The organism is Streptomyces sp. NTD91 (assembly GCF_059510455.1).
Map to the genome: position 1 here is coordinate 1 of NZ_JCAJZW010000086.1, position 12,778 is coordinate 12,778.

General features: G+C 74.1%; 2 protein-coding genes. Both read right to left on the reverse strand.

What is annotated here, in order from left to right; genetic code table 11:
• On the reverse strand, window positions 1-1,934 hold a 1,934-nt coding region (locus tag AC5WRT_RS38150), incomplete at its 3' end, for a type I polyketide synthase (protein ID WP_496098845.1).
• A 75-nt stretch (window positions 1,935-2,009) separates the two neighbouring features.
• Window positions 2,010-12,704: an SDR family NAD(P)-dependent oxidoreductase gene (locus AC5WRT_RS38155; RefSeq protein WP_496101063.1), complete on the reverse strand. Its 10,695-nt coding sequence runs from the start codon at window positions 12,702-12,704 to the stop codon at window positions 2,010-2,012.
• Window positions 12,705-12,778 lie beyond the last annotated feature (74 nt).

Below are 12,778 nucleotides of genomic sequence, written 5' to 3' on the forward strand. Positions count from 1 at the left end.
GCGTCCTCACCGAAGACGACCGCCTTCAAGTCGAAGGGGAGTTCCGCGTCGACCGCATCGAACGCGTCCGCGTACACCGGGTACGTGACGTACAACTCGCCACCCATGCCGAGCCGTTGCGAGCCCTGGCCGGTGAAGAGGACGGCGAGGCGGCCGCCGGGGCGGATGCTGCCGGTGACGGTGTGCGGGTGGGGTGTGTCGGAGGCGAGCGCGGTGAGGGCGGCGTGGAGATCGTCGTGGGTGCGGCTCGTGAGAACGGCGCGGTGCTCGAAGGTGCTGCGGGTGGTGGCGAGGGCGTGGCCGACGCGAGCCGGGTCCTGGCCGGGGTGGGCGTCGAGGTGGGCGAGCAGCCGGACGGCCTGCGCCGTGAGGGCGGCGCGGCTGCGGGCGGAAAGCACCCAGGGGAGCGGCGCGTCGGGAGCGGCGGGACGCGTACGGCCGGTCGGCGCAGCGGTGACGGGTCCGTCCATCGCCGCGGATCCGGCAGTCGTGCCCCCGGTCGTCGGGACCCCGGTGGCCGTCGACTCGTCCTGCTCCTGCGGGGCGGCAGCGGGTGCTTCCTCCAGGATCAGGTGGGCGTTGGTGCCGCTGATGCCGAAGGAGGAGACGGCCGCGCGGCGGGGGTGGTCGTCCTGGTGCGGCCAGGGCTGGGCCGTGGTGAGCAGGCGCAGGTCGGCGGCGGTCCAGTCGATGTGCGGGGACGGCTCGTCGGCGTGCAGGGTGCGGGGCAGCAGCCCGTGGTGCATGGCCAGGACCATCTTGATGATGCCGGCGACGCCGGCAGCGGCCTGGGTGTGGCCGATGTTGGACTTCACGGAGCCGAGCCACAAGGGGCGTTCGCGGTCCTGGCCGTAGGTGGCGAGGAGGGCCTCGGCCTCGATGGGGTCGCCGAGCGGGGTGCCGGTGCCGTGGGCCTCGATGGCGTCGACGTCGGCGGGGCTGAGCGCGGCGTCGGCGAGGGCGGCGCGGATGACGCGTTCCTGGGCGGGGCCGTTGGGCGCGGTGAGGCCGTTGGAGGCGCCGTCCTGGTTGACGGCGCTGCCACGGATCACGGCGAGGACCGGGTGGCCGTGGCGGCGGGCGTCGGAGAGACGTTCCAGCAGGAGCATGCCGACGCCCTCGGCGGGGCCGAAGCCGTTGGCGCCCGCGGAGAAGGGCTTGCAGCGGCCGTCGGCTGCGAGGGCCCGCTGCCGGCCGAAGTCTACGAACATCTCGGGGCCGGACAACACGGTCACCCCGCCGCCGAGGGCGAGGTCGCACTCGCCGGCGCGCAGGGCCCGTACGGCGAGGTGGAGCGCGACCAGGGAGGAGGAGCAGGCGGTGTCGACGGTGACCGCGGGGCCCTCCAGGCCGAAGGAGTAGGCGATGCGCCCGGAGGCGACGCTGATGGTGCTGCCGGTGAGGAGGTGTCCGCCGAGTTCGGCCTGGGCGGAGCGTGAGCGTGGCAGGTAGTCCTGGGCGATGGCGCCGACGAAGACGCCGGTGCGGGAGCCGCGCAGGGAGGCGGGGACGATCCCGCCGCGTTCGACGGTCTCCCAGGAGGTCTCCAGCAGGAGCCGCTGCTGCGGGTCCATGGCCTGGGCCTCGCGCGGGGAGATCTCGAAGAACTCGGCGTCGAACAGGGGGGCTTCGTGGAGGAAGCCGCCCTCGCGGACGTAGGAGGTGCCGGGCCGGTCGGGGTCCGGGTCGTACAGGCCCTCCAGGTCCCAGCCGCGGTCGGTGGGGAACGGGGTGACCGCGTCGGCGCCGGACGCGAGGAGCCGCCACATCGCCTCGGGGGTGTCGGCGTCGTCGGGGAAGCGGCAGCCCATCGCCACGATGGCCACGGGCTCGTGCCGCTGGTCCTCGATGTCCTGCAGACGCTTGCGTGTCTGACGAAGGTCGGCCGTGACCAGCTTGAGGTAGTCCCGCAGCTTCTCTTCGTTGCTCGCCATTCGTCGCCACTTCCTAGGAGGAGCCCCGAGGGGTCCACAGACGTCGGATCCTGAGCGGTCCGGGTTCGGTCGGGGTCAGGAAATGCCCAGCTCTTTGTTGATGAGGTCGAACATCTCGTCGTCCGTCGCGGACTCGAGTCCGGTGCCGGCGGTGGGGGACGTGCCGTCGGTGCCGCCGGTCCACCGGGCCAGGAGCTCCCGGAGGCGTGCGGTCACCTTGTCGTTCAGTCCGTCGTCGGCCCGGGTGCTGCCGGCGGAGGCGCTGCCCGAGGCGTCCACGGAGGCCGAGGCGTCCATGGCGGCTTCCAGCCGGTCCAGTTCGGCGAGGAGGAGGTCGCCGGGCCGCTGCGCGGGCGCCTCCCGCGGTGCGCACTGCTGCAGCAGGTGCTGGGCGAGCACTGCGGGGGTCGGGTAGCTGAAGATCAGTGTGGCCCGCAGGGTGAGTCCGGTGGCCGTACCGAGCCGGTTGCGCATCTCGACCGCGGTGAGCGAGTCGAAGCCGAGCGACTTGAACGGCCGGTCGGCGGCGACCGCGTCGGGGTCGGAGTGGCCGAGGACCGCCGCGGTGTGGGTGCGCACCAGGTCCAGCGCGGCCTGCTCGCGTTCTTCCGCGGGCAGCTGCCGCAGCTGTTCCGTGAACGGCACGGTGGGCGCGTCGGCAGTGGCGTACTGGCTGTCGGCCGCCGTGGCGGCGGGCGCGGCGGCCCGTCGCACGGGGGTGCGGGCCAAGGCCTTGAGCAGCGCAGGCGGTTCGCTGCCGCGGTGGGCGAGGCCCGCCAGGTCGAGCCGGGTGGGCAGCAGCAGCGCCTGGTCGGCGGCGAGCGCCGCGTCGAACAGGGCAAGGCCCTCGTCGGCGGGCAGCGGCGCCAGACCCATGCGGCCGATGCGGCGGACGTCGGCCGCGCCGAGCATGCCCGCCATGCCGGCGTCGGTGTCCCACAGGCCCCAGGCGAGGGACAGGGCGGGCAGGCCCTGCGCCCTGCGGTGGTGGGCGAGGCCGTCGAGGAAGGCGTTGGCGGCGGCGTAGTTCGCCTGTCCCTGGCTGCCGAAGGTGGCGGCCACGGAGGAGAACAGGACGAACGCCGACAGGTCGCTGTGGCGGGTGAGTTCGTGCAGGATCCACGCGGCCTGCGCCTTGGGCCGCAGCACGCGGTCGACGCGCTCGGGGGTCAGCCCGTCGAGGATGCCGTCGTCGAGGACGCCGGCCGCGTGGACGACCGCGGTGAGCGGGTGCCGTTCGGGAATCGCGGCGAGCAGGCGGGCCAGGGCGTCGCGGTCGGCGATGTCGCAGGCGGTGACGGTGACTTCGGCGCCGAGCCCGGTCAGTTCGTCGGTGAGTTTCCGGGCGCCGGGGGCGTCGGGGCCACTGCGGCTGGTGAGCAGCAGGCGCCGTACCCCGTGTTCGGTCACCAGGTGCCGGGCGAGGAGCCCGCCGAGCGTTCCGGTGCCGCCGGTGATCAGGACGGTGCCGGTGCGCTCCGCCCCCGGTGCGGCGGGTGGGCCGTCCGGGTGGGCCGGGCGGGCGAGGTCCACCGGCACGTCGGGCACGGTGAGCACGATCTTGCCGGTGTGCCGGGCCTGGCTGAGGTACCGGAACGCCTCCGGGGCCCGGCGCACGTCCCAGGTGGTCACCGGGAGCGGACGCAGCGCCCGCTGTTCGAACAGGCCGAGCACGGCGGCGAGCATCTTCGCGGTGTGCTCTGGGTCGACGTCGCGCAGGTCGAACGCCTGGTAGACCACGCCGGGGTGGTCGGCGGCCACGACGCCGGGGTCGCGCAGGTCGGTCTTGCCCATCTCGACGAACCGTCCGCCGCGCGGCATCAGTCGCAGGGAGGCGTCGACGAGTTCCCGGGCGAGGGAGTTGAGGACGACGTCCACGCCACGGCCGCCGGTCACCGCGAGGAACTTCTCCTCGAACCCGGCGTCACGCGAGGAGGCAATGTGGTGGTCGTCCAGCCCCGTCGCGCGCAGCGTCGGCCACTTGGCGGGCGCGGCGGTCGCGAAGACCTCGGCGCCGAGGTGCCGGGCGAGCTGTACGGCGGCCATGCCGACGCCGCCGGTGCCGGCGTGGATCAGTACGGACTCGCCGGGTCGCAGGCCGGCGAGGTCGACCAGGCCGTGATAGGCGCTCAGGAAAACGATGGGCGCCGCCGCGGCCTGAGTGAAGGACCAGTCGCCGGGCACGCGGGCCAGCAGCCGGTGGTCGGTGACGGCGACGGGGCCGTATCCGCCGGAGAACAGTCCGAGCACACGGTCGCCGACAGCGAGTCCGGTGACGCCCGGTCCGGTCTCCAGAACCACACCGGCGCCCTCACGGCCGGGCACCTCGCGGTCGAGCATGCCCAGGCAGACCAGGACGTCGCGGAAGTTCACCCCGGTGGCGCGCATCGCCACCCGCACCTCGCCCGGAGCGAGCGGTCCGCCGACCTCGGGGCAGGCGACGAGCGCCAGGCTGTCGAGGGTGCCGGGCGTGGTGACGTCCAGCCGCCACAGGGACTCGCCGGGCGGCGGCAGCAGGCTGCCCCCCGTACCGGCCGGGGCCAGCCGCGGCACGTACACGGCGGCACCGCGCACGGCGAGCTGCGGTTCGCCGGTGGCGAGGGCGAGGGCGACGAGTCCGGCCGTCGCCACGCCGGGCGTGCCCTGTTCCCCGGCGGGGATGGGCGAGGCGGCTTCGAAGGATCCGGCGCTCCCGGAGTCGGGGCCGCCGGGCAGGGGCAGGTCGAGCAGGGTCAGGCGGCCGGGGTGCTCCGACTGGGCCGACCGCAGGAGTCCCCACAGGGAGGCGGCGACCGGGTCCACGGGGTCGCGGTCGCCCTCTGCGGGTACGGCACCGCGCGTCACGAGCACGAGCCGGGCGCGGGCGAAGCGGTCGTCGGCCAGCCAGCTCTGCACCAGGGCGAGCGCGTCGTGCAAGGCGGCCCGGGTCGTCTCCACGGTGGTGGCTTCGGTGGTGTCCGGGCTGGGGGCTGTGGCGGCTCCGATGGTGCCCGAGCCGGTGGCCTCCGCGGATTCGGTGGCACCCGGGCCGGCGACCGTGGCGGCCCCGTCGGTGTCCGAACTCAGGGCTGCGGCGGCTCCGATGGTGCCCGAGCCGGTGGCCTCCGCGGATTCGGTGGCACCCGGGCCGGCGACCGTGGCGGCCCCGTCGGTGTCCGAACTCAGGGCTGTGGCGGCTCCGATGGTGCCCGAGCCGGTGGCCTCCGCGGATTCGGTGGCACCCGGGCCGGCGGCCGTGGCGGCCCCGTCGGTGTCCGGGCCGTGGGCCGGAAGGGGGGTGCCGTCGACGCCGGGAGTCGACGTGTGCGCGTGCCTGCTGTCTTTGCCGCAGGTGACGAGCACCGACTCCGGCAGCGCGGTGCCCGCGTCCACGGCCGCGGCGAGCGCCGCGAGGTCGGGGTAGTGTCCGGCCGCGGTGTCCGTGAGCCCGTCGATGCGGGGGCCGACGACGGCCCAGCGCGCGTCGTGGTCCGCCGGCGCGTCGGAGGGCACGGGCAGCACGGTCCAGTCCAGCCGGAACAGTGCCTCCTCGACTCCCGTACGTGTGCCTCGCACCGGGGACAGGGCCTCGGGGCTGAGCTCCCGCAGGGTGAGCGCGTCGACGCGGGCGACGAGCCGGCCCTCGGTGTCGACGAGGGTCAGCGCGAGCGTGTCCTCGTCGACGGGCGTGAGACGGACCCGTACGGCGGCGGCGCCCACCGCGGCGAGGGTGACCCCGTTCCAGGCGAACGGCAGCCGTACCGCGCCGGTGCCGTCGGCACGGGTCCGGCCGGCGGCGAGCCAGGCGTGCAGGACGGCGTCCAGCAGGGCGGGGTGCAGTCCGTGCCGTGCGGCCTCGGCCTGCTGGTCGGCGGTCAGCCGGACGTCGGCGTGGATGTCGTCGCCGTCCCGCCAGACGGCTCGCAAGCCTTGGAAGACGGTGCCGTAGGTGTAACCGTCGTCCGCGAGACGCTCGTAGAAGCCGTCCAGCGGGATGCGGTCGCCGTCGGTGGAGGGGCCGTCGGCCCAATCGGCCTTCGCCTGCGGGTCGTCCGTGGCGTCCGCGCCGTCGTCGAGGACGCCGGTGGCGTGTCGCACCCAGCTGTCGGGGGTCGCGTCCGGCGTGTCGGCCTGGGAGTGGATCGACACGGTCCGTCGTCCCGACTCCTCGGCCGCGCCGACGGAGACCTGGACGCGGACACCGCCGTCCTCCGGGAGGACCAACGGCGCCTCCAGGGTGAGGTCGGCGACACGTGCGCAGCCGACATGGCGGGCGGCGTGCAGCGCGAGTCCGAGGAAGCCCGTGCCGGGGAAGAGGACCGTGCCCGCGACGGCGTGGTCGCGCAGCCACGGCTGGGCCGCGAGCGACAGCCGGCCGATGAGCAGGACGCCCGTGCCCTCGGCGAGCGTGACCGCCGCGCCGAGCAGCGGGTGCCCGGACGCGGTGAGTCCGAGTCCGGTCGCATCACCGGCCGCGGCGGCCGGGGCCGAGGGCCAGAAGTGCTGCCGCTGGAAGGGATAGGTGGGCAGCGCGGTCGGGTGGGCGCCGGTCCCGGCGAACAGGGCGGGCCAGCGCAGCACGGTGCCGCGAGTGTGGAGGGCGGCGACGGCCGTGAGCAGGGCGCCGGTCTCGTCGCGGTCCTTGCGCAGCGCGGGCACGTGCAACGCCTGCACAGCCGGGTCGGCGCCCGCGTCGGCGCGCACCAGCGCGGTGAGCGTGCCGTCGGGGCCCAACTCCAGCCAGATGGCGACGTTTTCGGTCGCGATCCGGCGGACTCCGTCGGCGAAGCGCACGGTGCGCCGGACGTGCCGCACCCAGTACTCGGGCGACATCAGGTCGTCCGGGTCGGCGAGGTCGCCGGTGAGCGCGGAGACGATCGTCAGCCGCGGCCGGTGGTAGGCGAGGGTCTCGGCGACAGCACGGAAGTCGGCGAGCATGGGCTCCATCAGCGGGGAGTGGAAGGCGTGGCCGACCCGCAGTGCCGTCACCTTGCGGTCGTGGGGGCGGAAGTGTGCGGCGATCTCCTGCACGGCCTCCGCAGTGCCGGCGACGACCGTCGCCTCGACACCGTTGACAGCGGCGATGCCGGCCTTGGCCTCGCGGCCTGCGAGCAGCGGAAGCACCTCCTCCTCGGACGCCTGCAGCGACACCATCGCCCCACCCTCGGGAAGGGCCTGCATCAGCCTGCCGCGCGCCGCGACGAGCCGACAGGCGTCCGCCAGCGACCACACGCCGGCCACATGCGCGGCGGCCAACTCGCCCACGGAATGCCCGAGCAGCACGTCCGGCCGCACACCCCACGACTCCAGCAACCGGAACAGCGCCACTTCGAGAGCGAACAGCGCGGGCTGCGCGAACTCCGTCCGGTTCAGCGTCTCCTGGTCCTCGCCGAACACGACCGTCTTGAGGTCGAAGGGGAGTTCTGCGTCGACCGCGTCGAAGGTGTCGGCGAAGACGGGGAACGTTTCGTACAACTCCCGCCCCATGCCGAGCCGTTGTGAGCCCTGGCCCGCGAAGAGGAACGCGGTACGGCCGCCGCCGGCCGCCGCCGTGCCGGTGACGACATGCCCCGGCGTCTCCTGCCGGGCGACGGCCCGGAGGCCGCTCAGGGCCTGCTCCCGGTCCGCGGCGAGCACGACCGCGCGGTGTTCCAGCGCGGACCGCGTCGTCGCCAGGGAGAGCCCGACGTCCTGCGCGGACAGTGCCGGGTCGGACGACAGGAACTCCGCCAATTGCTCGGCCTGTGCGCGCAGCGCCGCGGGTTCGGCGGCGGACAGGGGCAGCAGGACGCTCCGGCCACGGCCGCCGGCCTCTCCGGAGAGATCGCCGTCGGCCGTCATCGCCCCGGGGACCGTCCGGGGGGCTCCTTCGAGGATGACGTGGGCGTTGGTGCCGCTGATGCCGAACGACGACACACCGGCCCGGCGCGGACGGTCACTCTCGGGCCATGCCCGCTCCTCCGTGAGGAGCGCGATGTCACCGGCCGTCCAGTCCACGTGCGAGGACGGCTCCTCCACATGCAGCGAGCGAGGCAGCACGCCGTGCCGCATCGCCATCACCATCTTGATCACACCGCCCACACCGGCGGCAGCCTGGGCATGGCCGATGTTCGACTTCAACGAACCCAGGAAGAGGGGTCGTTCGCGTTCCTGGCCGTAGGTGGCCAGCAGGGCCTGTGCCTCGATGGGGTCACCGAGCGGGGTACCGGTGCCGTGCGCCTCGACGGCGTCGACATCACCCGGCCCGAGTCCGGCACCGGCGAGCGCCTGCCGGATGACCCGCTGCTGCGAGGGACCGTTCGGCGCGGTCAGACCGTTGGAAGCACCGTCCTGGTTCACCGCGGACCCGGCGACCACGGCAAGGACGCGATGACCGTTGCGGCGCGCATCCGACAGCCGCTCCACCAGCAGCAGCCCCACACCCTCCGACCACGCCGTACCGTCCGCGCCGTCCGAGAACGCCTTGCACCGGCCGTCCGACGCCAGCCCCCGCTGCCGCGAGAACTCCAGGAACGTCTCCGGTGTCGACATGACGGTCACTCCGCCGGCCAGGGCGAGGTCGCACTCCCCGGAGCGCAGGGCCTGTGCCGCCAGGTGCAGCGCGACCAACGACGACGAACACGCCGTGTCCACCGTCACCGCCGGACCCTCGAAACCGAAGGTGTACGCGATCCGACCGGAGGCGACGCTACCGGTGTTGCCGGTCAGGAGGTAGCCGTCCGTGCCGTCGGAGGTGCCGCGCAGCGACGTGCCGTAGTCCTGGGCCATGGCGCCGGCGAAGACGCCGGTGCGGGAGCCGCCCAGGCTCGCCGGGTCGATCCCGGCCCGCTCGAGCACCTCCCACGACGTCTCCAACAGCAGCCGCTGCTGCGGATCCATCGCCAGCGCCTCACGCGGCGAGACACCGAACAGCGCGGCGTCGAAGAGCGGAGCGTCGTAGAGGAAACCGCCCTCACGGACGTACGTGTGTCCCGCCCGGCCCGGCTCCGGATCGTAGAGGGCATCCAGGTCCCAGCCACGGTCGGCCGGGAACGCGCCCATCGCGTCACCGCCCTCGCGCACCAGCCGCCACAGGTCCTCCGGCGAACCGACCCCACCCGGGAAACGGCACGCCATGCCGACGATGACCACCGGGTCGTCGCCGACGGCGACCGGCGCCGGGAGCGGTGCCTCGTTCGCGGGCTCGGCGCCGCCGACCAGCTCGGTCGTGATGTGCCGGACGAGGGCGGCCGGCGTGGGGTGGTCGAAGATCAGGGTGGCGGGGAGCCGCATCCCGGTGGCCGCGTTGACTCGGTTGCGCAGTTCCACCGAGGTCAGGGAGTCGAAGCCGAGCTCCTTGAAGGTGTGCTCCGGCTCGATGTCGGCGGCCGAACCGTGGCCGAGGACGGCGGCCGCCGCGCCTCGGACCAGCTCCGAGACGAGTCGGTCCCGGTCGGCCGGCAGCGCCGCGGTGAGCCGGGCCCCGAGGTCCTGACCGTGGCTCCCGGCGCCCACTTCGGCTCTGCGGCGGGCGCGACCCCGGACCAGGGCCCGCAGCAGTGCGGGCACCTCGTCGGCCGCGCGCCGACGCATGCCGGGGAGGTCAAGCTCCATCGGCAGGACGGCGGCCCGCTCCAGCGCAGCACCTCGCTCCAGCGCGACGTCCAGGAGCGCGAGTCCGCGCTCCGGCGCGAGCGGCTGCATGCCCTCGCGGGCCATGCGGCGCAGGTCGGCCTCGGGCAGCTCCGCCGTCATACCGGCCCCAGGCGCCCAGGGTCCCCAGGCCAGGGAGGTGGCGGGGAGGCCGGCCGTACGGCGGGTGGCGGCGAAGACGTCGAGGAAGGCGTTCGCCGCAGCGTAGTTGGCCTGGCCCGCGCCACCGAACGTGCCCATGACGGACGAGAAGACGACAAAGGCGGCCAGGTCCGCGTCGCGGGTCAGCTCGTGCAGGTGAACCACCGCGTCGGCCTTCGGTCGCATCACCCGGGACACGCGCTCCGATGTCAGCGACGCCACGACACCGTCGTCGACGATGCCTGCGGTGTGGATGACAGTGGTCAGCGGGTGCTCGGCCGGGATCGCACCGAGAACGGCGGCCAGTTGGTCCCGGTCGGCGACGTCTACGGCGGCCACCTCGACCCGAGCACCCAACTCGCCCAGTCGAGCGGCAAGTTCGCCTGCACCCGGCGCGTCGAGGCCGCGCCGGCTCGCCAGCAGAAGGTGTCGTACGCCGTGCTCGGTCACCAGGTGCCGGGCGACCAGCGCACCGAGGCCACCGGTGCCACCGGTCACCAGCACCGTGCCCTGCGGGTCGAGCGGCGCCGGGACCGTGAGGACCACCTTGCCGACATGCCGGGCCTGCGACAGATAGCGGAAGGCGTCCGGGGCTCGGCGCACATCCCAGCACGTCACCGGAAGCGGCTTGAGGACACCCGCCTCGAACAGCCCCACCAGCGCCTTGAGCATCTGGCCGATCCGCTCCGGCACCACGTCCATCAGATCGAACGCCTGATACCTCACACCCGGATGCGCAGCGGCAACCACCTCCGGGTCACGGACATCCGTCTTACCCATCTCCAGGAAGCGCCCGCCACGCGGCAGCAACCGCAGCGAGGCGTCCACGAACTCACCGGCCAGCGAGTCCAGGACGACATCCACACCCTCGCCGTCGGTCACGGCCAGGAACGCAGCCTCGAAGTCCGTGTCACGCGAAGACGCAATGTGCCCCTCGTCCAAACCCAGTTCGCGCAAGCAACCCCACTTGCCCGCACTCGCCGTGCCGAACACCTCCGCGCCCAAGTGCCCGGCGAGCTGCGTCGCCGCCATACCCACACCACCGGCCGCGGCATGCACCAGCACCCGCTCGCCGGCCCGCACCGAACCGAGGTCGGTCAGCGCGCAATAGGCGGTCAGGAACACCACCGGCACGGACGCCGCCTGCGTGAACGACCAGCCTTGTGGAATCCGGGCGACCCTGCGCGCGTCCGCGACCGCCGTCGGCCCGAACGCACCCGAGAACATGCCGAACACCCGGTCACCGACCGCCAGTCCGGACACACCCGGACCCACCTCGGTCACCACACCCGCGCCTTCGAGACCGAAGTCCTTCGCGTCGCCGGGATACATACCGAGCGCGTTGAGCACGTCACGGAAATTCACTCCCGCCGCCCGCACGGCGACCCGGACCTGTCCCTCCGCCAGCTCGGACGGCCGGGCGACCGGCCTGAGCGCCAGCCCTTCCAGCATGCCCTTCTCGACGATGTCCAGGCGCCACGACGACTCCCCCGCCGGCACCGTCAGTACGCCGCTCGTAGACACACGCCCCAGCCGCGGCGCGTACACCGCCCCGCCGCGCACCGCCAACTCCGGCTCGCCCGAAGCCAACGCCCCCGCGACGACCGCCCACGACTCCTCCGCACCGTCCACGTCCAGCAGACCGAACCGTCCCGGTGCCTCGGCCCGCGCCGCACGCACCAGGCCCCACACCGCAGCCAGGACGGGATCGGCACCCGTCCCCTCGGGAGCGACCGCGCCCTCGGTCACGACGACCAGCCGGGCGCCCTCGGACCGCTCCTCCGCCAGCCACTCACGCACGAGCGTGAGCGTGTCGGAGGCGACGTCGTGGGCGGCGGCCGGAGTGGTGTCGGTGGGGCGCTCGATGCGCACGAGCACGTCCTCGGGGACGGTCTCGCCGGCGGCGGGCAGCCCGGTGCTCACCTCGGGAACCGGTCCCGCAGCCGTCGGCACCCGGGTCCAGTCGACCTGGAAGAGGCCTTCCTGCGCGCGGCCTCCGGCGGCCGTCGGAAGCTCACCGGAGACCTGCCGCAGCACCAGCGAGTCGACGGCGGCCACGGCGCCGCCGGCCGAGTCGGCGAGGTCCAGGGCGACGGTGTCCGTTCCGGCGGGCGCCACGCGGACGCGCAGCTGACGTGCGCCGGTGGCCCACAGCGACACACCGGTCCACGAGAACGGCAGCCGCAGCGAGGTGTCGCCGCCGAAGGCGCCGTGCAGGACGGCGTGCAGAACGGAGTCCAGCAGTGCGGGGTGCACGCCGAAATGACCGGCGAGTGCCTGGTGTGCCTCGGGCACGGCGACCTCGGCGAACACCTCCTCGCCGCGCCGCCACAGTGCGCGCAGCCCGCGGAACGCCGGGCCGTACGACAGGCCCAGGTCCGCGAAGCGCTCGTATGCTCCGTCGACGGGTTCGGCCACCGCGTCGCGCGGGGGCCACACGCCGAAGTCGAACGACTCGGCCGTCCGAGGGGCGGCCTCGGCGCCGACGACACCGCCGGCGTTGAGGGTCCACGCCTCGTCCGCGGAGGCGTGGTCGGGCCGGGAGAACACGCTGACGGTGCGGCTGCCCGCGTCGTCGGGGCCGGCGACCAGTACCTGGATCTGTACGGCGCCGTCCTCGGGGAGGACGAGCGGCACGGCGATGGTCAGTTCCTCGACGCGGTCGCAGCCGACCTGCTCGGCGCCGTGGAGGACGAGTTCCAGGAAGCCCGTTCCGGGGAACAGGACGGCGCCGGAGACGACGTGGTCGCGCAGCCACGGGTGAGAGCGCAACGACAGCCGTCCGGTGACGATCACGCCGTCCGAGTCGGCCGGGGTGACGGCCGCGCCGAGCAGCGGGTGGTCCGCGGAGGCGAGGCCGAGTCCGGCGACGTCGCCGGCGTGGCGTTCGGGGGCGGGGGTCGGCCAGTAGGTCCTGCGCTGGAAGGCGTACGTCGGCAGCGGGACCGTGCGGGCGCCGCCGCCCGTGAAGAGGGCGGCCCAGTCGACCTCGCCGCCGTGAGTGAACAGTGCGGCCACCGTGGTGAGCAGCGCCTCGGCCTCCGGGCGGCCCTTGCGCAGGGAGGGCAGGATCAGGCGCCCGGTTCCGTCCG